Source organism: Apilactobacillus nanyangensis, assembly GCF_016861915.1.
GTDB lineage: Bacteria > Bacillota > Bacilli > Lactobacillales > Lactobacillaceae > Apilactobacillus > Apilactobacillus nanyangensis.
In genome coordinates, this window is record NZ_BOLX01000006.1 from 25741 (window position 1) to 51190 (window position 25450).

18 protein-coding genes are annotated in these 25450 nt (G+C 36.8%); 6 read left to right on the forward strand and 12 right to left on the reverse strand.

The window, feature by feature from the left end:
• Positions 1–6 precede the first annotated feature (6 nt).
• The 7 genes from aroA to JUD45_RS02620 form a co-directional block, all read right to left on the reverse strand.
• The gene (gene aroA, locus JUD45_RS02590) at positions 7–1296 is read right to left on the reverse strand and encodes a 3-phosphoshikimate 1-carboxyvinyltransferase (protein ID WP_203619623.1); all 1290 of its coding nucleotides are present in this window, start codon (positions 1294–1296) and stop codon (positions 7–9) included.
• 11 nt (positions 1297–1307) lie between these two features.
• Positions 1308–2474, reverse strand: a complete 1167-nt coding sequence (gene aroC / locus JUD45_RS02595) for a chorismate synthase (protein ID WP_203619624.1) — start codon at positions 2472–2474, stop codon at positions 1308–1310.
• Positions 2475–2485: 11 nt separating this feature from the next.
• Positions 2486–2731 (reverse strand): chorismate mutase, encoded by a 246-nt coding sequence (locus tag JUD45_RS02600; protein ID WP_187155613.1) that lies wholly within the window; start codon positions 2729–2731, stop codon positions 2486–2488.
• Between the two features lie 4 nt (positions 2732–2735).
• On the reverse strand, positions 2736–3938 hold the full coding sequence (locus tag JUD45_RS02605; protein WP_236018476.1) for an MFS transporter: 1203 nt from the start codon (positions 3936–3938) through the stop codon (positions 2736–2738).
• A gap of 390 nt (positions 3939–4328) precedes the next feature.
• Positions 4329–4883, reverse strand: a complete 555-nt coding sequence (locus JUD45_RS02610; RefSeq protein ID WP_203619625.1) for a hypothetical protein — start codon at positions 4881–4883, stop codon at positions 4329–4331.
• 138 nt (positions 4884–5021) lie between these two features.
• Positions 5022–15104: a DUF1542 domain-containing protein gene (locus JUD45_RS02615; RefSeq protein WP_203619626.1), complete on the reverse strand. Its 10083-nt coding sequence runs from the start codon at positions 15102–15104 to the stop codon at positions 5022–5024.
• Between the two features lie 375 nt (positions 15105–15479).
• Positions 15480–16808: an MFS transporter gene (locus JUD45_RS02620; RefSeq protein WP_203619627.1), complete on the reverse strand. Its 1329-nt coding sequence runs from the start codon at positions 16806–16808 to the stop codon at positions 15480–15482.
• Positions 16809–16889: 81 nt separating this feature from the next.
• Between JUD45_RS02620 and JUD45_RS02625 the strand changes: the two genes are divergently transcribed.
• Complete coding sequence (locus JUD45_RS02625; RefSeq protein WP_203619628.1) at positions 16890–17294, forward strand: MerR family transcriptional regulator; 405 nt, start codon at positions 16890–16892, stop codon at positions 17292–17294.
• A 111-nt stretch (positions 17295–17405) separates the two neighbouring features.
• Positions 17406–17768: a hypothetical protein gene (locus tag JUD45_RS02630; protein ID WP_138726682.1), complete on the forward strand. Its 363-nt coding sequence runs from the start codon at positions 17406–17408 to the stop codon at positions 17766–17768.
• Positions 17769–17805: 37 nt separating this feature from the next.
• Here JUD45_RS02630 and JUD45_RS02635 read toward each other — a convergent pair whose 3' ends face one another.
• Entirely contained in the window at positions 17806–18075 is a 270-nt protein-coding gene (locus tag JUD45_RS02635; protein WP_138726683.1) for a hypothetical protein, read from the reverse strand.
• A gap of 68 nt (positions 18076–18143) precedes the next feature.
• Positions 18144–19367, reverse strand: coding sequence for an MFS transporter (locus JUD45_RS02640; RefSeq protein ID WP_203619629.1), 1224 nt, complete (start codon positions 19365–19367; stop codon positions 18144–18146).
• Between the two features lie 168 nt (positions 19368–19535).
• Between JUD45_RS02640 and JUD45_RS02645 the strand changes: the two genes are divergently transcribed.
• Positions 19536–20039, forward strand: coding sequence for a GNAT family N-acetyltransferase (locus tag JUD45_RS02645; protein WP_203619630.1), 504 nt, complete (start codon positions 19536–19538; stop codon positions 20037–20039).
• Positions 20040–20041: 2 nt separating this feature from the next.
• On the opposite strand, the gene JUD45_RS02650 is transcribed toward JUD45_RS02645, so the two are convergent.
• Entirely contained in the window at positions 20042–20323 is a 282-nt protein-coding gene (locus JUD45_RS02650; RefSeq protein WP_138766065.1) for a hypothetical protein, read from the reverse strand.
• Positions 20324–20521: 198 nt separating this feature from the next.
• Between JUD45_RS02650 and JUD45_RS02655 the strand changes: the two genes are divergently transcribed.
• The 3 genes from JUD45_RS02655 (at position 20522) to JUD45_RS02665 (ending at position 22103) form a co-directional block, all read left to right on the forward strand.
• Positions 20522–20866: a hypothetical protein gene (locus tag JUD45_RS02655; protein WP_203619631.1), complete on the forward strand. Its 345-nt coding sequence runs from the start codon at positions 20522–20524 to the stop codon at positions 20864–20866.
• Positions 20867–20941: 75 nt separating this feature from the next.
• Positions 20942–21832 (forward strand): DUF4238 domain-containing protein, encoded by an 891-nt coding sequence (locus JUD45_RS02660; RefSeq protein ID WP_203619632.1) that lies wholly within the window; start codon positions 20942–20944, stop codon positions 21830–21832.
• A gap of 70 nt (positions 21833–21902) precedes the next feature.
• Positions 21903–22103, forward strand: coding sequence for a hypothetical protein (locus JUD45_RS02665; protein ID WP_054482717.1), 201 nt, complete (start codon positions 21903–21905; stop codon positions 22101–22103).
• 137 nt (positions 22104–22240) lie between these two features.
• Here JUD45_RS02665 and JUD45_RS02670 read toward each other — a convergent pair whose 3' ends face one another.
• Positions 22241–24025, reverse strand: coding sequence for a hypothetical protein (locus JUD45_RS02670; RefSeq protein WP_203619633.1), 1785 nt, complete (start codon positions 24023–24025; stop codon positions 22241–22243).
• Positions 24026–24094: 69 nt separating this feature from the next.
• The gene (gene dcm, locus JUD45_RS02675; protein WP_203619634.1) at positions 24095–25384 is read right to left on the reverse strand and encodes a DNA (cytosine-5-)-methyltransferase; all 1290 of its coding nucleotides are present in this window, start codon (positions 25382–25384) and stop codon (positions 24095–24097) included.
• Positions 25385–25450 lie beyond the last annotated feature (66 nt).

The window sequence follows — 25450 nt, forward strand, 5'->3', positions numbered from 1 at the left end:
TACCTCCTAACTACATAGACGTTTTAAATGGTCGAAGAATTGCGGATAAGAAATACTAATCGCGTCTTCACCGTCTAATTGAACGGAAGTATCTAGCAACAATGCTGCCACCGCTAAAGTCATCCCGATTCTGTGATCGCCATGACTGTCTAAGGATGAGTTGGCTACTCGCCAGTCTTTAGAACCGTCGATTGAAAAACCATCGGGTAGTTCAGTAATTTGAATGCCCAGTTTTTGTAATTCCATTACCACCGTCTGAATTCGGTCGGTCTCTTTAAAGCGGAGCTCTTCAGCGCCGGTGATGTGGCTATGGCCGTTAGCTCTGGAAGCCAATAAAGCCACCAGCGGTAATTCATCAATCATCAATGGAATGCTTTCCTCGGTAACGTCAATCGGCTTTAAGTCCGGTGTGTACGTCACTTCGATGTCTGCAGTCGGTTCACTGCTGTTGGTTTGATTAAGGAGTTTAACGTTGGCACCCATTTTGATTAATACATCTAAGATACCGGTTCTAGTCGCATTGATGCCGACGTTTTTCAACACAATGTGTGAGTTGGGCACCAATGTGGCAGCCACCATGAAGAATGCTGCGGATGAAATGTCACCCGGAACGTTGAAGTCCTGCGCAGTCAATTTAGGATTATGGTGAACGATAATCTGGTTACCATCTCTTTCAATCACATCTTTACCAAACTGATTGAGCATCGTCTCGGTGTGATTTCTAGTCACCTGCGGTTCAATCACCACACTGTCTGCATCGGCATTTAGTGCTGCTAATATAATGGCACTTTTGACCTGTGCGCTCGCTATTGGTAACTCGTATTTAACCGCTTTAATATGACCCGGGTTAATCGTCATTGGTAAGTACCCGTCGGTTGTCTCAATCCTTGCACCCATCATCGATAGCGGTTCACTCACTCGTTTCATTGGGCGTTTTGATAATGAATCGTCGCCAATTAGGTTGGTGGTGAAGTTTTGGGCTGACAATAGACCGGATAACAAACGTGTGGTAGTTCCGGAGTTACCCATATCTAACTTAGTTTGTGGCTCATTTAAGCCATGCAAACCAACTCCAGTCACTGTTAGTTCATCCCCATCCAAATCAATCTGCACACCCATTTCACGAAAAGCGTTGATGGTGGAAATACAGTCATCAGATGCCAAGAAATGGTGAACGTGACTGGTCCCCTCACTAATTGAAGATAAGATAACGCTGCGATGGGAGATGCTCTTGTCTCCAGGAACCTCTAGGTCGCCATGCAAACCAGTATTGAGATTTACTACTAATTCTTTCATCGCTTTTCCTCCTAGAATTCCTTAATTTCTTGTCTGTAATCCTTGATTTGTCTGGTTAATCGTTCCATATTGCTGCCATCGAATGTTTCGGTGATGATGTTGGCAATTTCAATCGCAATCACGCTTTCAATCACGATTGAAGCTGGCACAATCGCCGTTACGTCTGAACGTTCGATGTTGGCCTTACTGATTTCCTTGGTGTTCACATCGACACTCTTTAATGGCTTGTATAGTGTTGGGATTGGTTTCATTGCTGCTTGGACAATAATTGGCATCCCATTGGTCATGCCACCTTCAAATCCACCCAGGTTATCTGAATCTCTGAACCAGCCTTTTTCTTCGTTCCAGTCGATTGGATCCATCACCTGACTACCAAACTTGGTTGCGGCTGCGAAACCTTCGCCAATTTCAACACCCTTCATGGCGTTGACACCCATAGCGGCGAAAGCTAGACGGGCATCGAATTTTTGGTTCCATCCGGTGTAGCTACCCAGACCAGCAGGAACGTTTTCGGCAACAACCTTGATAATGCCACCAAGGGTATCCCCGTCACGTTTCGTTTGATCAATCATGTCGTGAACTGCATCGACTTTGTCTTCGTTTAAAACACGTAAGTCATTATTTTTAATCTTGTCTTCAATTTCCGCAACCGGTAGTAAATGGTCAACATCAGCATTCACCGCACCAATTTGTTTAACGTATCCGACAATGTTAATGCCCAATTGTTCTAGTAGTTGTTTGCAGATGGCACCAATCGCCACTCGCATCGCGGTTTCTCTGGCTGATGAACGTTCCAAAACGTTTCTGAAGTCGCGATGGTTGTACTTCATCCCACCGACTAAATCAGCATGACCAGGACGCGGACGAGTGACCTTTCTGACTGAGTTTTCTGCGGTTTCTTCTGCGGTTGGGTCCATAATTTCGTTCCAGTGCTTATGGTCTCGATTCATCACGGTCAATGAAATGGGTGAACCTAGGGTAATCTTGTGACGCACCCCTCCGGTGATTTGGACAACGTCATGTTCGATTGCTTGACGGTTTCCGCGACCGTATCCTCCCTGACGTTTGGCTAGTTGATCGTTAATTGCGTCGATATCTAGTTTTAATCCGGCTGGCACTCCTTCCAGGATTCCAGTTAATTGCGGTCCGTGTGATTCTCCTGCTGTGATAAAGTTCATAGTTCATTCTCCTATTCGATGTTTTTAGCTTGTTGCATGATTTCTTTAAAGACTGCCTTAATCTCTTCGGCAAACTTTGGTGTCATTAGTTCAATTCCGGCTAATATTTCTTGTTCTCTTTTTTCATCCAAGATTGGTAGGTTGTTTGCGCGCTTAATCTCTCCGACTTGTTGACAGAGTGTAAAACGTTGTTTTAACAACTCAATAATCTCGGTATCAATTTTTGTAATGTCTTTTCTGATTTCGTTTAGCTCCATATGCTTACTCCTTGGTAGATTTCATAATCATCATGACTAAAATCACGAATGCTGAACTGACAAGTGAAATAATCAGACTGAAGCTAAATGCGACATCGATTCCCTTAGTTGATAGGAAACCAGTAATGATTGGCACCGTTAGTGAAGCGATACTACCGAAGAAGTAAAATGCTCCAGTCACTGTCCCGTGATGCTTTGGAAATAGTTTCATAAAAATAGTTAGACCTGTCTGCATCACTCCTCCCGCTGCTGATAAACCGAATAGAAAACTACCAAGTTCTACTATCAATTGATTGTGAGCAAGCATGATAATTAGTAGTGAAATCACAGTCGCTAGGTTCAAAATAACAACTAGGATTTCTTCGCATCGCTTAGTCTTTAAGATTAGCGAAATCATGAAAACTCCGGTGATGGAACCAATACTGTATAAGGAAAGTAGGAAGTGAGAAGTAATCAATCCCAGTCCTAAAACCTTTGATCCGAATAATGTAATCCATTGGGTAAATACCAACATCAATGCCATTGATGTGTATCCGTATACTAGTAATCCCATGGTGGCAATTGCCTTTTTGATTGGACTGATTTGCACCTCACTGTCTGTTTCTTCTTGTTGAATTTCTCTTACTTTAGGAAACTTAATTGATGAAATGTTGATTAGGTTTAACACCAAGATTAATGCTGGAAGCATGAAAGATAGTCCAAACCACATGTGATGAGTACTTAAGAAGACGATGACTAGTGGTAATAAAAAGTCCCCTGCAGAGATGAATGCTTTTAAAAATACCGTTGATCTACCAGAACCATTGTTGATTTCAACTAAGGTCGTGTAGGTTCCTGAATCCAATGCCGAATTCCCTATTCCAGCGATGATTGCCAATGTGTATGCAAATACAATATTGCTAGCAAATGGCATCGTGGATAAGAAGATGATGTATAAAATCATCCCGATTAATACGAATGTCTTTCTGTTTAGACGGTCTGATAAAATCCCGGTGATTGGGTATGCAATCAATCGACCAATTCCAATTCCAGAAATTACGTATGACACTACCGCGATGGAAGTTAGCCAGCTATGTGCCAGTGATAACATGTTTTGCATCAAGATTATCAATACCATGCCGTGGACAAAGTAGTTAATGAATAACGCTAAAGATAATCTCCTTTTACCTGTGATACGAATATTGTGGTCCTCATTAATCATTTCCATTTCAATTCCCCCTGAAAGTAAAAAAACGCCGACTAGAGAAATCTAGTCGACGCATTTTGAAAGAATATAATTTATGTTTATACCTTCGACTAGATTTTAAGTTAATAATCTAATCGAACGGTTAGTATTCGGGCAGTATCCCACTTAACAGCAACTCGATTAGACTTTACACGTATCTAATCGAATTTGTTATAGCAACTTCGTTAGATACAAGCATCATGTGCTTGCATCCAACAAATCAAATGCAAGCACTACATAAAGTACCAATAGTTGCTATAATAACTGGCTGCTAAGTTCTTCATAAATTACATCCTCCTTCGGTTTTAAATTAAAATATTATTAAATTATCATTAGAGAAAGCATAATTCGAAACACAATAATTGTCAACGTTTATTTACCAATTATTTTATAAAGACACCAAATCATGGTAGGAGAAAAGCGTTGAATCGTTTCGTACCTACCATCACCAATCCCTTTATTCATCGCTTTTTTAAACCATTCTTCACTAACAATCGCATAAGCATAATCACCGTGTAAAAATTTTTGTAACGCTTCTGGTTTACTGGAAACATAATCTTGAACTAAATCCTCATCAAAATCATGTAGGAATGCTGATGTAGAAGGGTGTAGGACGATTTTTTGATTATCTTGGTGTAAATTATGCACCAAAATCATCGGCATGGTCGGTAGGAAAAAAGTATCAACAATTGATAGTTGATCAAGATATTTGTAGTTATTATCAACCCAATTTGAATCGCTGACCGCACTGCGGTATGCCACTGGAACCAGCATGAATTCACCGTTTAACTGATCTAGATGGCTATAAATATCGTCGAAGCTATCGTGTAATTTAATTTCTACTTCTTCCTTACTCGCCAAAAATTGGGCAGCCTTAAAACTATCAGTCTCCTTAGGACCTAAAGTATTGATAATTTTCATCGTCATCACCCAACTTTTCTAATTATTTTCTAATAATTAATTATAATAAGTGGACTTCACTAGTTTGTCAAAGTAAATAAAAACCGGCTCACCAATAATTTGATGAGTCGGTTTTTTGTGCAGCTAAATGTTTTTGAGAAAATGTTATTTAATTACTTGAACTAAATTCTTGTTAGCACTGATGTAATTACCATTACTCAATTGCAATCTGTAAGCTGTTCCAAGCTTTTTGACTGCTTTAACTTTCAATACAGTTCCACGCTTGTATGAACTAACAGCTTTACTCAAGTTAGGCTTTCTGTAAGATCTAATTCTATTACCGATTACCTTAACTTTTTGCACATTGCTGCTGTAATACAAAGGTTTGACGAATGAGGGCTTAGCGGTTACGTAACCCCACTTCTTGTAATCCACTCTGAACAAACCTTTCTTGTTACGAACAATTTGATATACCTTGTATCTCTTTAGTCCACGTTTGTTAGTGTATTCTCCAGCAACTCTGAACATCACAGCGTTTGGACGTGATTGCTTCTTGTAGCCTTCAATACGATTCTTGTGACTGAAGTTGACACTGGAATATCTGTAGAATCCTTTAACCATGTAAATATCACGTGGTATGGATTCCTTCTTAACTAGGTTCTTGTTGGCACTAATGTAAGTACCATTAGTCAATTGTAGTCTGTATGTGCTACCAAACTTCTTAACTGCCTTAACTTTCAAAACAGTACCTTGTTTGTATGCATTAACAGCATTCTTTAACTTAACATTCTTGTATGCACGAACTCTCTTACCGATTACCTTAATTGTGTGCACGTTGCTACTGTAGTACAAAGGTCTCATGTATGAAGGTCTTGCGGTAATGTAGCCCCACTTCTTACGGTCAACTTTGAATAAACCGTTCTTCTTAATAACAATTTGGTATACCTTGTATCTCTTTACACCATTCTTGTTAGTGGTTTCTCCAATGATTCTAAACATTACAGCATTTGGACGTGATGTCGCCTTGTAACCTTCAACACGATTCTTCTTAGTAAAGTTAGTGCTTAGGTATCTGTAGAAGTTCTTAATCATGTAAACATTACGTGGAATGACTTGGTTAGGTCCACTTCCGTTGTTTTGTTTCTTAACATGTTGAAGGTCAATGATGTGGATGTTTTGGGCGATTGCCGCATTAATGTCATCCGCATTATTTAATCCATCAATCGCTGATTGAGCTGCAGCCAACGCGCGATCAACGTTGTTCTTTTGACGTTGCTTCTCATCCTTACTCAATGTCTTATCAGCATCAATTTCGGCCTTAACCTTATTAGCTTCAGTATTAATAGCATCCTTAGCAGCAGTCTTTTGATCGTCAATTGATTGACCGGAAACATGGTCTGCATCCATCTTGGCGTTAGTGTCGCTGATGATTTGGTTAATGCTATCCGCATCGGTTGCATTATCGATGGCTTGTTCGCCAGCTTCTTTATCTGCATCGACTTGAGCCATTTGAGTGTTCTTTTGGTCTTGAGTTAGTGTGGCATCATTTGCGATGTCATTCTTAACCTTAGCAGCTTCTTCTTCAAGTTGATCTTTGGCATTGGTCTTTTGATCACTCAATGAAACTTTACCTGGTACATATTGAGCATCGATTTCTTCGACACCTTGAGCAGTTAAAGCGTTGATATTGTCAGCGTTAGTTTGAGCGTCGACATTATCTTGGGCTGCCTTGTTCTTGGCATCAACATTAGCCTTTTGTTGTGCTTTTTCAGCACTAGTTAATGTCTTGTCGGCATCAATGGTTGCCTTAGTCTTGTCAGCTTCAGCATCTAGTTGCTTCTTAGCAGCGTCCTTTTGGTCATTTAATGAATTGCCTGGGACGTGGTCAGCACCGATTTGCTTGTTGCTATTAACCAATGCTTGGTTAATTGAGTCTGCATCTTTGGCATCATCAATTGCCTTTTCTCCAGCAGTCTTATCAGACTCAACCTTGGCGATTTGAGCATCCTTTTCTGCTTGAGTCAATGTGGCGTCATTTGTGATGTCTTGCTTAGTCTTGGCTGCTTGAGCATCTAGTTGTTGCTTAGCAGCATCCTTTTGACTATCTACTGATGCTCCAGCAACGTGGTCCTTATCAACTTGAGCGTTAGTATCACTAACTGCTTTGTTGATGTTATCAGCTTCTGTGGCATTATCGATAGCTTCCTTACCGGATTTGACGTCGGCATCGACCTTAGCCTTTTGAACATCTTTTTCAACACTGGTTAATGAGTTATCGTTATCGATTTCACTCTTAATCTTCTTGGCTTCGGCATCTAATTGAGCGTTAGCTTTGTCCTTTTGGTCAGATACTGAGGTGCCTGGAACGTGGTCTTTAGAAATCTTGTCATTTCCATCATTGATTGCCTTATTAATTGAATCAGCATCTGTGGCTGCATCAACGGCATTTTCAGCAGCATTCTTATCAGTATCTACCTTAGCGACTTGGGCATCCCTCTGTTCTTTAGTTAATGTTGCATCGTTTGCGATGTCATTCTTAACCTTAACTGCTTGTGCTTCTAATTTTTGTTTAGCAGCTGACTTTTGGTCATCTACTGACTTACCTGGTACATGTTCTTTATCAATAATTCCATCTTTACCAGTGTTTTTTGAAATTAAATCGTTAATTTCATCAGCATTTGATGCAGCATCAATATTATCTTTGGCTGCTTTATTTGCATCATCAACATTATTCTTTTGTTGTTTCTTTTCATCACTAGTCAAAGTATTGTCGGCATCAATATCTGCCTTAATCTTGTTGGCTTCAGCATCCATTTGTGACTTGGCGGCATCTTGTTGGTCCTTAACTGACTTACCAGAATTATGTTGTTTATCAATAATTCCATTTTCACCAGTGTTTTGTGAAACTAAGTCATTAATTTCATCGGCATTTGATGCAGCTTTAATCTTAGCTTTAGCATCTTGATTAGCTTGATCAACGTTTTTCTTTTGTTGTTCCTTTTCATCACTAGTCAAAGTGTTGTCAGCATCAATTTGATTTTTAATCTTGTTTGCCTCAGCATCTAATTTGCCATTAGCAGATTGCTTTTGAGTATCTACTGAATCTCCTGAGTTATGGTCAGCATTAATTTGCTTGTTACCATTATCAGTGGCTTCCTTAATGTCTTCCGCATCTGAAGCGTTATCGATTGCCTTTTCTGCAGCTGTCTTATCAGATTCTACTTGAGCAGTTTGGGCATCTTTTTCAGATTGAGTTAATGTCGCATCGTTTGCGATGTCTTGCTTAGTCTTAGCTGCTAGTTCTTCTAATTGCTTCTTAGCGTTACTCTTTTGATCTTGTAATGATACGGTACTTGTTACGTAATCTTTATCAACTTGAGCATTAGTATCACTGATTACTTTGTTGATACTATCTGCATCTGTAGCCTTATCAATAGCGTCTTTACCAGCTTGAGCATCAGAATCAACTTTATCTTTTTGAGCTTTCTTTTCATCATTATTTAAGGTGTTATCAGCATCGATATCACTCTTAATCTTAGCCGCTTCAGCATCAATTGCATTTTTTGCATCATATTTTTGCTTATCTAATGGAGTTCCTGGTACATATTCACCATCAATAGCCTTGTTAGCATCACTAAGTGCTTTGTTGATACTGTCTGCATCTGTTGCATTATTAATAGCATTCTTACCGCCTTCAACATCTTGATTAACTTTAGCAATTTGATCCTTCTTTTGGTCGGAAGTTAATGTTGCATCATTTTGGATGTCTTGCTTAATCTTCTTTGCTTCAGCATCTAATTGAGAACTTGCATTGCTCTTTTGATCAGATACAGATGCCGCAGGTTTGTGGTCATTTCCAACCTTGTTATTTGCACCACTCAATGCATCATTAATGCCGTCAGCGTCGGTTGCACTATTAATAGCATTCTTACCGCCTTCAACATCTTGATTAACTTTAGCAATTTGATCCTTCTTTTGGTCGGAAGTTAATGTTGCATCATTTTGGATGTCTTGCTTAATCTTAGCCGCTTGGGTATTTAATTGATCTTGAGCAGTTTTCTTTTGGTCTGACAATGGAGTGCCAGAAACATGTTCACCATCAATAGCCTTCTTAGCATCAGTGATTGCTTGGTTAATGTCATCAGCATTTGATTGCTTATCAATAGCATCCTTGCCAGCTTGGACATCGTTATCAATTTTTGCCTTTTGAGCATCTTTGGCTGACTTACTCAATGTTGGGTCGTTATCGATGTCTTGTTTAATCTTATCCGCTTCATCGTCTAATTGCTTCTTAGCAGCAGCTTGTTGATCCTTAACTGATGTACCTTGTTTATGTTGATCATCAATATTAGTATTTCCATCTTTGATTGCATTGTTGATTTCATCAGCATTTGAAGCATCATCAATCTTAGCTTGGGCAGCTTTATTAGCATCATCAACATTCTTCTTTTGTTGTGCTTTTTCGGCACCAGTTAAAGTGTCATCAGCGTCAATAGCTGCCTTAATCTTGTTGGCTTCAGCATCCATTTGTGACTTAGCATCATTCTTTTGGTCAGCCACAGACTTATCTGATTTGTGGTCACCATCAATCTTTTGGTTACTGCTGTCTACAGCTTGTTTGATACCTTCTGCATCTTTTGCTGCGTCGATAGCCTTCTTACCAGCGTCAACATCAGCATCGATGGCTGCCTTTTGAGCATCCTTTTCTGCTTGAGTTAAGGTGTTGTCAGCATCAATTTGTCCCTTAATCTTGTTGGCTTCGTTGTCTAGGTCGTTCTTCTTAGATGTCTTTTGATCAGCCACGGATTGTCCTGAAACGTGGTCACCATTGATTTTACCTGTAGTGTCACTGATTAACTTGTTGATGTCATCGGCGTCTTTTGCACCATCAATGGCCTTTTCGCCGGCGTCTCTATCAGCGTCAACCTTGGCGCTTTGGGCGTCTTTTTCGGCTTGAGTTAATGTCGCATCATTTTCGATGTCTTGTTTAATCTTAGCTGCTTGGTCGTCCAATGTCTTCTTAGCAGCGGCCTTTTGGTCATCAACTGACTTACCTGGTACATGGTCAGCATTAATTTGCTTGTTACCAGCATCAGTGGCTTTCTTGACACCTTCAGCATCTGAGGCAGCGTCGATTGCCTTTTCAGCAGCTTCTTTATCTGAATCTACCTTAGCGGTTTGAGCGTCCTTTTCAGCTTGAGTCAATGTTGAATCGTTTGCGATATCTTGTTTTACCTTTGCTGCTTGGTCTTCCAATGTCTTCTTATTGCTTGCCTTTTGGTCATCTACCGATGCATGTGAAACGTGGTCGGCAGCAATCTTATCTTTGTTGTCTTTAATTAAACCGTTAATGCTATCAGCATCTGAAGCGTTATCAATGGCATCGTTACCAGATTTGACATCCGCATCAACCTTGGCACTTTGAGCGTCCTTATCAGCTTGAGTTAGTGTCTCATCATTTGCGATGTCTTGTTTAATCTTAGCTGCTTGTGCATCCAATTGTGATTTAGCAGCAGCCTTTTGATCATCTAAACTCTTACCTGATTGATGTACATCATCAATGTCTTTCACACTTTGAGTGATTTGGTTATGGATGTCATCCACATTTGTTAAACCATCAATCTTAGCTTGTTCAGCAGAGCTTACACTATCAACCTTGTTCTTTTGATCGGCCTTTTCATCACTAGTTAAAGTTGGGTCTGAATCAATTTCAGACTTAATCTTAGTAGCTTCGGCTTGAATAGATGCTTTAGCGTCAGCTTTTTGCTCCTCAATTGACTTACCAGTTTTGTGGTCTGATGTAATCTTTTGGTTACCGTCACTGATTGCTTGGTTAACACCATCGGCATCCTTAGCGTTATCGATGGCTGTTTCAGCTGAGTCTTTATCAGCATCAACCATCGCACTTTGTTCATTCTTTTCGATTTGAGTTAGTGTTGGATCATTTGCGATGTCTTGCTTAATCTTAGCAGCTTGGGCATCTAATTGCGCTTTGGCATTTGCCTTTTGGTCAGGTAATGAAGTCTTACCTGGAACGTATTGAGCATCAATATCTTTGATACCTTGGTCGTATGCAGACTTAATGCCATCAGCATTAGTTGCAGCATTAATCTTAGCTTCAGCAGCTGCCTTAACGCTGTCCACATTACTCTTTTGTTGGTCTTTTTCTTTACCAGTTAGTGAAACATCAGCATCGATTTGGTTCTTAACCTTGGTTGCTTCAGCATCCAAGTTAGCGTTGTTAGAAGCCTTTTGATTATCAACTGAGCTTCCTGATTGGTGGTCGCCAGCGATTTGACCACTGTTATCACTTAATGCCTTGTTAATGCTGTCAGCATCAGTAGCATTTTGAATTGCTTGTTTACCAGCAGTTGTGTCGGCATCTACCTTGGCAGTTTGAGCATTCTTTTGCGCTTGAGTTAATGTGGCATCGTTTGCGATGTCTTGTTTAATTTTTGCCGCTTGTGCATCTAATTGATTTAGAGCATCTGATTTTTGACTATCTACTGGTGCCTTTGAACCGTGATCAGCATCAATGTTGGTTGTTCCATCACTGATTGCTTTATTAACACTGTCAGCATCACTTGCATTATCAATTGCCTTTGATGCGGCATCTGCGTCGGAATTTACCTTAGCAGTTTGAGCATCTTTTTGCGCTTGAGTTAATGTCGAGTCATTTGCGATGTCTTGCTTAATCTTGTTTGCTTCGTTAGTAATTTGTGACTTAGCAGTGGATTTTTGCGTATCTAGTGGTGTACCTGATACGTGTTTGCCATCAACGTCTGTTATACCTTGCTTCTTTGCTGTATTGATATCGTCAGCATTTGTTAAACCATCAATATTAGCTTGATCAGCTTTAGCGACTGAATTGACCTCATTCTTTTGTTGGTCTTTTTCAGCACCAGTCAAACTAGTATCAGCATCGATTGCTGCCTTAACCTTATTGGCTTCGTCTTGAATGGCTTGCTTAGCAGAGGCCTTTTGAGAGTCAATTGAGTCTCCTGATTGATGGTCATGAGCCATCTTAGTATTACCACCACTGATTGCTTGGTTAATGGCATCAGCATTTTGCGCGTTTTCAATAGCTTGTTCTGCTGCAGTTTTATCTGTCTGTAGTTGAGCTAATTGAGCGTTCTTTTTGTCTTGAGTTAATGTTGCATCATTTTCGATATCATTTTTAATCTTATCTGCTTGGGCATCCAAGTTAGCCTTAGCATTAGTCTTTTGGTCGGCCAATGAAGTCTTACCTGGAACATATTGTTTGTCAATGTCTGTGATACCTTTATTGTATGCAGTATTGATGTCATCGGCGTTAGTTGCGGCATTAACAGCAGCTTGGGCAACAGCCTTTGTTCTATCTACGTTGGCTTTTTGGGTATCCTTTTGTGCAGAAGTCAATCTGTTGTCGGCATCGATTTGGTTCTTAACCTTAGTTGCTTCCGCTTCTAGGTTGGCATTGGCGTTTGATTGTTGATTGTCAACTGAGTTTCCTGATTGGTGGTCGTTTACGATTTGTCTACTGCTCTTACTAAATGCATCGTTAATGCTATCCACATCGTTTGCATTATCAATCGCTTGTTTACCAGCAGATGTATCAGCATTTACCTTAGCAATTTGAGCATTTTTTTGATCTTGAGTTAATGTGGCATCATTTGCGATGTCTTGTTTAATCTTATATGCTTGATCATCTAATTGATCCTTATCATATTTCTTTTGGTCAGACAATGGCGTTCCAGGTTGGTATTGGTTATCGATATCTTGAATTCCATGTTTTCGTGCGGTATTGATATCATCTGCATTGGTTGATGAATCAATATTGGATTGACCAATTTCTTTGAATCTGGAAACGTAAGCATTTTGAGATTTTTTGTCTGAACTAGTCAAAGTGTAATCATTATCAATTTTATTCTTAACACTAGCTGCTTCGTCTTCTAGTATGGCCTTAGCTTTGGTCCTTTGTTCATCTAATGATATTCCAGGTTTGTATTCTTTTACAATCTTTCCATTTTCATCATTCAATGCATTATTAATACTATCCGCATCAGTCTCATTATTAATAGCATTCTTACCGTCTTCAACATCATTATCAATCTTAGATGATTGAGACTTCTTTTCGTCGCTAGTTAATGTGTTATCGTTTGCAATGACTTGTTTTGTCTGAGTTGCCTTGTCTTCCAATGACTTTATAGCAGCGGCTTTTTGTACTTCTAATGAGTCTCCTGATACATGTTGATCATCAATATTTTTAATACCTTGTTTAAGTGCGTTATTGATAGCATCAGCATTGAAGTAGTTACTAAGTTCAAGTCCTGCAATATCTTTAGCTCTTCTTACCTTTGATATTTCTTGATTTCTTTTTTCAGTAGTTAATGTCTTATCATCCCTAATAGCAGCCTCAATCTTTGTGGCTTCAGCATCTAATGCATCTTTAGCAGTAATCTTTTGGTTAGAAATACTAGGACCAGGTACATAGTCGCCATTAAGTTGTATTACAGCTTTTTTACGAATCTCCTCTACGTTTGCTGGGTCAGTAACTGCTTTTATTTGACTAGTATAGTTACCCATATCCGAGTCAAGATTTTGTAATTGTTGCTTAATTTGTTCGCTAGTATTTGTTTTATCAGATTTAATTTTACTATTATTATTTCCATAAACATAATTAAGATTATTAATTGCTGAACTAATTGTAGCTGTTAGTTCTTCATGTTTAATATTATTAATACCATCAGATAAAGAATCAGCTATTTGACTTGATTGTGAGACACCCAATAAGTTTGCTTGCGCTGTTTGAAAAGCAGTACTAATTGAATTGTTAGCAGATTGCTTATCACTAGCAGACAAGTTGCTTAGGTTTGAAACATTGGTTGTTGATGATGCTTTTTGATTTTGTAATTGTGTCATTGCGTTAGCAATTGAAGTATTATCTGCTCTGTAAGCATTTTGAATAGCGTTTAATTGAGAAACAAAGTCACCATCTGTTGTAACTGCATTGATTTGAGAAGTGTAGTTATTTAATAGTTGAGTGGCTTGGTTTAATGGAGATGTTTGGTTTAAATCGTTTAACGCTCTACCTTTCAATTGGCCTAATAATTGCTTATTAAAATTATCACCAAATTTATCGTAAGTTAAACTTCGTCTAGAAGTAAACGCAACTTTTGTACTGGACTTAATAAGTTCTCCCTTGCTATTTTCTCTGTGGGTAGACATTGTTGCAGAAATCCAGTCACTAGGGGTAACTTTTACTGGGTCTACATAAACAGATATAGTTACATCCCCACCTACAACTTTTTCGGTCTTGTACTTAACATAGTATTCACCATTATTATTAGTTAGTGTTTGTAACCCGTAATCATCACTATTAACCGTAACAGAACTTACTTTGCTAGCTAGATTAGGACTTGTATTTAATGTAAATTCAAGAACTCTATTCCATCCTTCGGTTCTAGTAATTACCTTTGTACCAAAGTTAAAGTTAATGACATATTTATTAGTATTAGGGTCGTATTTGACACCTTTGTAATTTAAATTAGTATTTGCAATTGCATCCTGATATTGAGGACTATTTGCTCCACCAGCTGGTCCACTGATGAAAGTATCACTATCTGCAGGAGCGCCACTTCCATCCCTCAATGATAGTCCTTCCTTTGCATCTGATGAACTTGATGCAGAGCTTGCCAAAGAAGCACTTGATGAAGAGGCACTTGATTGTTGTGATTGGCTATTACTTAAGCTTTGGTTGCTTTGATCAGCACTTGAACTAGCATTGCTGGATGCATTTGAATCAGTGCTGTTTTGGCCTGCAACGTGACTTGCATCAATGTTGTTCTTACCATCAGTTAGTGCTTGGTTGATGCTGTCAGCATCTGTGGCACTATCGATTGATTGTTCGCCAGCGACCTTGTATGAATCGACTTCGGCATTTTGGCTATCCTTGTCAGATTGTGACAAAGAAGTATCGTTATTGATGGCATCCTTGACTTTGCTTGCTTCGGCGTCTAGTTGAGCCTTAGCTTCGTTTTTTTGGTTATCAATTGTTGAATTGTTATTATTGTTATTATTTTGATTAGTAGTTGAATTTGATGAAACTTGAGTTTCACTAGCAAATGCAACATTTTGATTAGATTGCATTACAGCAGCGGCTCCAATTAGTGAAAATGAAGCCACTGATAGTACAACCCAATTTTTCTTTACTTTTCTCATAATTTTCTTGTCAGAATTTTTTCTGAACTGTTTGTGGTTGTATAACATTTCATTAACCTCCCGTCGGGAAATAATTTTTTTCAGCATGAGAAATTATAAACATAAATATCATTCATTCAAGAGGTCTAAACGTTGATATGTCAACGTTTCATTAAGTTTTTATAATATTTCTTTAATTAAAACGATTGAAGAGTTGATTTAAGGGCATCGTAAAAATTGAAAAAATTAGAAAATGGAGTGTTTAAGTTTTGTTTAAATTTCATCTAACAGCAATAATTCGCCAAAAATGAGATAAAGATGAATGTCTGATGTACCGGTATTAATGTAACCACATGCGCATAATGGATATTTAAAAAACACCTATTTTTAGAAAAATGTCTAATTTTTTTGAAATAAAAAAGACCGCCCAAAAGAGCAGTCTTTTTATTTTCGATGAAGTCGTTTGATATTAATCGCCATAATCAATGGAACTAGCATCAATAGCGACATTAATAGTGCTTGATAGTGATATGCCGTAATCACATTGGCAATGTCGGCAGTCAACGTCACCACTAGTGACAATAGAATCGAACTCCCTAGTTGATGGAAGACGTTAACGGCACTGGAAGTTGCCCCACCCAAGTCCTTCGGTGTATTAGCTACCCCTGAGACCGTCAGTGGACCAAAGGAGAAACCTTGGCCGATTCCAATCACAATCATTGGTAGTGCCACTGAGATAATGTAACCGTGTTTTAAATCTAAACCGAATAACATTAAGACACCAAGAAGTGTCACGATGGTCCCAAATAGCAATAGGTTTTCGTTTTTATACTTATTGGATAGCTTGGATTGAAGCATTCCAAACAAGAACTGTGGAATCGTTTCCGGCATGAAACCAAACGCAGATAATAGCGGTGTAAAGCCATAGTACTTTTGTAGTACCTGTGGGACTAAAAAGAAGAACGAGAACATTGCGCCAATGTAGAAGAATCTGGCGATATATGCGGAAACACGTTCTTGATCCTTAAAAATGGCCATTGGCATGATTGGATTATCAATCTTAACTTCACGGAATAAAAAGATGACCAATAACACGACAAAAATAGCGATAAATAGTCCTTTATGTCCGGCACCGTTAATTGCATTAACCAGTGATAAGATGGCTAGCACGGACAAAATTGAGCCTATGTAGTCCAGATGAGCATGCACTCGTGTCTTTGCTTTTGGCACAAAGAAAATGGTCAATAGAATCAACAAAATCCCTAGTGGAACGTTGATTAGAAAACCAAGGCGCCAAGAATAAAATGTCGTTACTAATCCCCCGATGATTAGTCCAACACTGGCCCCTAATCCAGCGGTCACTCCGTAAAATGAAATCGCCTTTTCTCGTTGTTTTCCTTCATAGGTATCCAGCAACAATGCCAATGAGGTTGGTGCCAGAATGGCAGAACCAATCCCCTGAAATGCGCGCATCACGATGATGAATAAGCCGTTTGGTGCAAGACCGACTAGTAGTGAGAATAATGTAAAGATAACCAGGCCGGTTAGAAAAACTGGTTTTCTTCCATACAAGTCCCCTAGACGACCACCTAACAATAACAGACTACCAAAGACCAAGGCGTAGATGTTGGTGATCCATGCAACACTTTGACTGGTCATATGTAAACTGTTGGCGATTTGAACCGTACTAGTAAATACGACGGAATTATCTAATAGAATCAAAAAATAGCTAATTAAAATAATCGGCAGGATAATGCCAAATTTATACTTCATGCTTGTGTCCCCCTAAAAATATGATAAAGTAATCATATTACTTAAAGCCGACTTTAAGGCAAGACATTGAGGTGAAAAAATTTGAACATTAAAGAAGCCAGCCAAATCACTGGTGTTCCAGCATCTACCATTCGTTATTACGAAAAGGAACACATCATCCCCGCCGTCGATAGAAACAATTCCGGTGTGCGTGATTTTGACGATCATGCGATTAGACGAATTAGTTTTGCCAAGAAAATGCGTGATGCTGGAATGGAAATCAGCACTTTGAAGCAATACATTAATCTATTTGATAACGTTGAAAATAGTGAAGATGAACAATTAGCCCTATTGGTCGAACAAAAACGTTTAATGGAAGCAAAACGTGACAAGATGCAAGATGCCATTGACCACTTGGCTCACAAGATTGAAAACTTCGACACTCACATGTTGAAAATCGAAGATGAATTGAGAACAATGAAAGCAAACAAAAAAGAACGACTATAAACGTCGTTCTTTTTTAAACATAAGTACACTTACGCCGGTTTTTATTTACACAATTTTAAAACATATTTATACCTTCTTTTCATATACTGAGTATAGAAAGGAGGTATAAGTATGGAACAAAAAAATAACGATGAACAACTACTAAGAGCTGCAGCCGCATCTATTTTATTGAACATATTAGCAATTTTTCTTATGTGTAGATTTGGTGCAGATGTTAAAGATACTATTCCAATCTCTGCTCTGATTTCTTGTTCATTATTCCCCGTTCTAAAGGCATATTTCACTGGAAATCATAAGGATAAAAAGAAATTAACTTATGGTGGATATGTAATAATCGTTCTTTATATATTCGCAATCATAGCACCTCAAAATGATAATTCAGTCATTAGCAATCTGTGGTATAGCTTAATTACACTAGGTTTCTTCTATGGAATTTTATTAGCCTTTTGTGGAACTATCTACAATAGAAAATAACGTACAAAAAAAGAACGACTATTCCAGTTGTTCTTTTTTAAGCTTGTTTTTCGTTGGCAGCTACGAAATGGTAGATGATGTAGCTAACAGTCCAAACAAAGATGAACACTAAAAAGATTAGGATGGCTTTAACATCTAGTTCGATGTTAAAGTTCAAAAATCCTTTTAGTTTGATAATGTTAAAACCTAATAATGATCCCCAAGCACCCTTTGAATGCACCAAAAGTTCTACAAAACTATCAAGTAAAATTAGAACTAAGTACAAGATGGTACCGTAGGAGAACCAATTAAATGTCTTTTTTAACATATTCTTCCTCCCCAATATCGGTTACTGTTATTATACACAAAAAAGCAATCCAATATGGATTGCTTTGTTTATTTTGTCTTCGCTAATTCCTTGAAGGAAGGTATCGACATCATTGAGCAGAAACTGATGAGGTAAAGGATGGATAACATCCCCATCACTACCCAAAGAGAATGATTTTCCATAATTAGACCGATTATGGCCGGTGAGAATCCCCCGATGGATCTACTAACCCCAATAATAAAGTTATTGGCAGTAGATCTGATTTCGGTAGGATATAATCGGCTTATCACCGTACCATAACCACCATACATTCCGTCAGAGAAGAAGCCAAGAATCGTTGCAGCGAGCAATAATGTAAAACCGTTGAAAGCTAAGGTTACCCCGTATACAGCAATTGCTGATACTAATAGGAAAATGCCGAAAGCTTTTCTAGGTCCAAGTTTGTCTAAGACATTGCCAAAGGCAAACATCCCAAGACTCATTCCACAAATAGTTACAATAGTCCAAAGCGCGGAACCGGAAACACTAAGTCCTAACTTTTTCTGCATGATGGATGGTAACCAGTTAATTAAACCGTAGTAGCCGGCAATTTGAACAATCACCATGACAATTAATGCAACCGTTTGGTATGCAAGTTTTGGTGTAGCAAATAGTTTCTTAATTGATACTTTTGGTCTATCCGGACGTTTCATAGTATCGACAAACTCTTCGCTTTCCTTTAAATGACGACGAATGACAAAAGCGAAGAAGATTGGGATAATCCCTACCAAGAATAATGCACGCCATCCAAATAATGGAATCACTAGTGCAGACAATAATGCCGCTAGCATTGATCCAATTTGACCACCAATTGTGGTAAAGGAGACAGATTTACCTAGTTCTTTCTTTTTGAAGGACTCACAAATCATTGCTACACCAGTACCATACTCACCACCTGTTCCCAGACCAACGCAAAAACGTAAAATCAAAAACGTGATAAAGTTTTGAGCAAACATGATGCTAGCTGTAGATATTGCAAAGATAAAAATCGTATAGGTTAGGATTTTAACACGGCCAAATCTATCAGCTAATAGCCCAAAGATAATTCCACCTAGAAGTGAACCAAAAGTTGTGACAGTGGAAAGCATCCCAGCTGCCCCTGCACTAATGTTTAGACCCACTATAATCGATGACATCGCAAAAGATATGAATGAGACATCCATACTTTCTAACAGTTGCCCGATCGATGTAGAAGCTAGTACCCACTTCTGCGATTTTGTCGTTTTGACTCGTTGATCCAGTGTATTTTCCATTATGTTACCTCCGCTTTGACACCTATGTGTTTATTTATGGAACATCTTTAATATAGGCCTGGGATGTAAATTTGCTATAAAAATTATGTAAAAGTTATGTAAATATAAACAGTGCATTTTACGATACCTTAGGGTATACTGAAATCAAAATGCTAGGAAGTGATAATTATGAATAATATCGCTGAATTCAAGTTAGATAGACAATATTATGGTCTAGCGCTTGCCGAAGAATTTATGTCCACCGAATTATACGACATCATCAAAAGAGATCGCGAAGAATTAGCCAAGTGGCTACCATGGGCTAATGACATGCAATCAATTAATGACGAAGCAGAATTCATTCGCTATGCTAAGGAACACAATATGTTCGTTCTAGCAATTTTAAATGGTGCAAAACCAATCGGTATGATTAATCTACATAACATCGATGAAGTTAACCATACTGCTGAGATTGGTTACTGGTTGTCCAGTGAATATCAAGGAAAAGGAATTATGTATAACAGCCTTCAATCACTTGCTAGTTATGCATTCAACTTCTTTGATATGGAAGAACTAATAATTAAAGCTAAAGTTGAAAATGAAAAAAGCAAACACGTTGCTGAACGTGCAGGCTTTACATTCCAAAAAGTTGAAGAACCATTTGCGATTTATAAAAAGAAAAAGAACGGCTAGAATTAACCGTTCTTTTTGTTTACCTTTAACATGTAGTCCATGAATCCATATAGAGCCATCCAGATTAGCATGATGACAATGAAGTAAATCAATGTCTTCCATGTAATTAACAGGCTAAAGTTGAATTCCCCGGGGTTAAAATTCTTAACGACTCTTACGCCCATTAGAGTGCGCCAAGTTGATGGAGATTGATAGTAAAATCCTTCCAAAAAACCATCAATAATAGTTAAGATTACATATACCCCAACGCCAAGTGAAAACCATCTACTCATCTTCATTTGCATAATGTAACCTGCCTTTATTATGTACTACCCACATAATAGCACAGCCCTTCTCGAATTTGTATTAAAAAAGGCTATGAAAAGCATGTTATATCAACGTTTTAACCAGTTAATACAAAATGATGACAATAGTTTGTCATTTTCATTAAGTTTATAAAGTGGTATATTCTTATTACTATAAGACCAAAAGGAGGTGCCATGATGAAGGCAATCAGAAACATTATTATCTTAGTATTCCTTGCTGTGCTTATCTTTATTGCTTTACCAGTCGGAAAAGACTTCTATATTCAAAGCTCATTAAGCAAACAAGCTAGTTCAGCAATCAGCAACCAACAAGAACTAAAGAAAGTGGCTGCCAACGAATCAACTTACGTGTACTTAACTCAACACAACAGTGATCGTATCTACAATTCGAACTCTGATACTGGTAAAGGTAATACCTACCGTTACTCCGCCAAATATGGTACTAAGAACATCACACTTACTGGTACCCTGTCCAACGCCGGATTTAAGGTAAAACTAGATAAAGTGGAAATCACACAATAAGAAAAAGCTCTCCGGTTGGGAGGGCTTTTTTTGTTTTATAATTATTAAACTAAATCTTTTATAGGAGTGACAAGCATGAGCAAAGTAAGACTTCAACATTACATTCCTCAATTAATATTAAGATCATTTACAGATTCAAGTGGTCATCTTTCTTGTTACAGGATTAAGGACGAAAAGTTCTTTCATCCAAAACCCAACGCTGTAATGGCATCAGCTTGGCTATATGATGAAATAGAACTAGAAGAAGTAAAAAAAGGCTTAAAATACCTGGTTAAGAATAATACTATCAAAAAATTTGATAAAGCTATAAAAGAAATGGAAAATGAGAATCAATACATCGAACATTCTCTAGGTTCTTCTGAATCAGGCTTCGGCGTACTTATAAATAATCTCATAACAACACGAAAGGGTACTATATTAACAAAAAAGAGTATTAGAAAAAACCTCTTATTAATGCTTAGACAATTATCCTGCAGGTCATTACGGCGAAAAAAACAAATTGAGTCAATACCTCAAGAGAGATATAACAAATGTTTAAAAAAATACGGATTAGATGATATTAATTTTAAAAATTTTGCTAGTTTTTTAAGATTTCAAGAATTATTCATTCCTTCTGATGAAGAAAAATTCGAAATAAATTATATTAATTTTTGTGGAAGCATTTCACTAGCAATAAATGATTCCGAAACACCCCTTTTATTTGGAAATAATGCACCTATGTTAAAGATACCCAGAACGGAAGAACAACTTTTCCCCATATCACCAAAGTTAGGTATTATAATCCGAAGAGATGAATCAAAATCGTTAATATTTAGAAATAAAGTTGATCAATATAATAATTATTACTTAAACAAACAGGAAATCAAGATTTCGAACATTCTTCAATCATCAGATTTAAATGACATAGTAATAGGTCCAAGCGAAGTAATAAAAGAAGCTAGAAAAAAACATAAATCTAAATACTGAACACTTCACATCTATGGTGCTAATATATAGTTGGATTCAGATATAAATTGAATTGATAGAGGCGATTAATATGACTGAATCAGAAATTATAGATGGAATTAAGCAAGTAAAGACAACACCAGGTATGATTGATTACCTAAGAACATTATTGAAGAAAGGTCGTAAGGAAGACCCTACTGATGTTCACACATTCCATGATTTTGAAAAGGCATTGTATGATTACAACAATCATCAATACCAAACTCATAACAAAGCTGACAACTCACTATAATCTTGTTGAGTCAAAGAAGGTATTATGATGATGAAGAGATTTCGAATTCATGATTGCACTACTTTGTTACTTGATAGATTTTCAATATAATGTAGAGACATTTTAAATAAAAAAGGGCACCTGATTGGGTGTCTTTTTTATTTGGAACAATCTTGAAAAATATTAAATGCAACCAGTATAAACACGATTAAAGAACTATAATAATCGTCCTCTATCATTTCTAAAGAAGATGGCTGAGTTCCATGAACATATTTATTTCTCAAGGAAATAGAGTTAAGGAAATTTTTACTATTCATTATATAGTTAAAGTAATTAATTTCTTGAGTTGATAAAAGTTTTCCATCAGTACATAAGAAATCCCTATCTTTAAGCTTTAATATTTCTTTTTCTTCTCCATCATCTTTATACATCAAATTAACATACCCATTTTCATATACATCATTTAGTATCGAAAGCATACGTTCATTAATTTGAATAAAATTATCATTGTTCAACTCGACAAGATGGGCACCGATTAAATAATCCATTTCTCTTTTTGAAAATGATCCTAAACTACTATAATTTACTCTTTCTTTAGACAGAGTTTCATAGACACTTTTATAATTTCTATTTTCTTTTATGCCAGCCAAGAAATTCATATTAGTGGAAAACAATCTAAAAAATTCCATTTGATATTTATTGTTCAAGTATGCATGAGTATTATTATGTCTACTTTCAATATTAAACACTATTATTTCTTCACCCATGAATCTTATTCTGTCTTTATCTACAGAACCATTTTCAACATAATCTTTATATTGATGCAGTAAACTTTCTATTTCTATTAGGATATTTCTACATTTTTGCAAATAACTTGCATTATCTGGGGAAGTGTTTACAAAAAATCCTTTTACATGAGAATTATTCTCAAGCAGTAACTTAATTACCTCTTCCAAAGATGTGTTAATTTTGTGCAATGATTCATCAATTGATTTAAGCAAATATATTTGCTTAATTTCATTTTCTTTATTACCAATACTTTGAAAATACTCTTCTTTACCAGTACGGTTAATATAATCTAATATAGACATATCACTTGTTTTATTAATAGCGACATTCCATCTCAAATTATCATCAATATACAATAGTCTAAGAAGTTTATTCATCATTTCAGGATAATTTTCTTTATTTAAATTATACAAAATTTGAATAAAGATTCTTACACTATTCTCTAAACCTTTTTCCAAACTTAACACCTTAACATTATCCTTGTCTAGAGCATGATTACGTTTCATTATTATAAACAAATGATTTAAATTCTTTTTATTTAAAGTTATATGGTTTTCCAATATTAAACGGCAATAATCAATTTTCATACCATCATAATTCAAATAAATACACACCAAATCGTCGTAGTAAATCGACATTTCTTCTGGCCAATACAATAAAATGTTGCTTCTTTCAAATGAATCATCTAAATATCTTTCAAAAAGATGTATATGATTACATACATATTTAAAAATTTCTTCTGAAAAATCTTTAGATAACTTTTCTACCCTCAAAACGTCGATAATATTAAAATCATCACATTCTATTAAATTGGTAAGCTGTTCAAGAGACGAGATTTTATTGTATTTCGTAATAGACTCAAAAAAAACCTTCCTGTAAGTTTCTTCTAACGAATGGTAAGTTTTTACTACATCAACCAAGAAATTATCAATGTTTTTTGCAAAACATTTGTTAAGTTCTCGAACTTCAAGAGCATTGTCTTTTTCGAATACCTCGTCGTAGTATTTTATAACAACATATAATTCCATATAATCGTTAACACTGATTAAATTGTTACCTTTAGTTTGACGTATAACTTCATTGAATCTATCCTTGAACCCTCTTTGTTTAATTAAATTTCCTTCTAGTGTGTAATCCAATCTTTCATTTTTCATTAAATATTCGCCTTAGTACGTAAATATAGGAAAAAATAAATTCATATTGTTAATTTCCTATTTTTATATTTAATCATCATATTCATTTACTATTTCTTTAATTCCTTTACCGATACCTTCGATAATAGAAGTAACAAGTGCGTTACCCATGAAGAACATTCTCATTCTATCGCTAACTTCTTTAACTTCACCATCAACGATTTTATATTTAGTCCAATCATCTGGGAAATCTTGCATTCTCTCTGCTTCGATTGGTGTTAACACTCTATATCTATCATTAATCTTCAACCAATGGGTTGATCTGTTAACACTTCCTTCAGAGGTAAGCATGGTTCTACCTGGTAGTGATAAATCTTCATAAGGAGACATTCCACCTTCGCTGTAGGTATAAGTATGTCCATCGGCGGAAGTTCTTTCAATATGTTTTGGACCACGAAGATAAGCAAACTTATCAATTTTAGCTTGGTCATCTACATAATATTTTTCATCAATATCATCTTCTGGTTGAACAATATCTCTTAGTGGAGTTGGTTTTTTATCAGAATTTGGAACAGAGTCGATAGTAAAGTACTTGCCGTGTCTCATAATTCCAGTATTGAATACTTTACCAGTGAAATTATCTGATGCAGCTACAATATCATCTGGTAGTTCATAATAAGCTCTTCTACCTTTATATAACTCTTCTTTAATTGGGAATTGCTTTGCAAATAGACCTTCTTTAAAGATATATTCGTCATAAGCATCATCTGGGATTAATTCTTCGTCAAAATCATATTTTTCGTCCAAATGTTTTGCATATGGTAGGTCATTACGGAATACGAAGAAATAAACACGACGACGGCGTTGAGCTCTTCCGTAATCAGCCGCATTAATAACACGCCATTCTACAGAATATCCTAGGCTATTTAATGCAGTAAGCATAATTGAAAAATCTCTTCCTCTTTGCTTAGCAGGAGCTTTCAATAATCTATCAACATTTTCAAAAATCATATATTTAGGATGGATATCTTTAGCAGCTCTAATAATTTGCCAGAATAAAACACCCTTTTTACCTTGAATTCCCATTTCATTTTTCTTAGATCTCGCTACTGAGTAATCTTGGCATGGAAATCCACCAACTATCATATCTGCATCCATCGAACTGAACTTTTCATCAGAAATTTCAGCAACATCAATTCCAATATTTTCGGAATCTGGGAAGCGGTAGTTGTATACATCAAAAGCATCTTGGCTTTTTCTTGATGGTTCATATTGATTGGACCACTTTGTCTTAAACAATGATTTATCTGCATTATCTAATCCGATACGGAATCCACCGACTCCGGCAAATAATTCTAAGACTTTAAGTTCTTTCGCCATGCTAATCACTCCTTTTTTTGAATTATTAATATATATTATATAATATATGTAGAAAAGGATCAACAC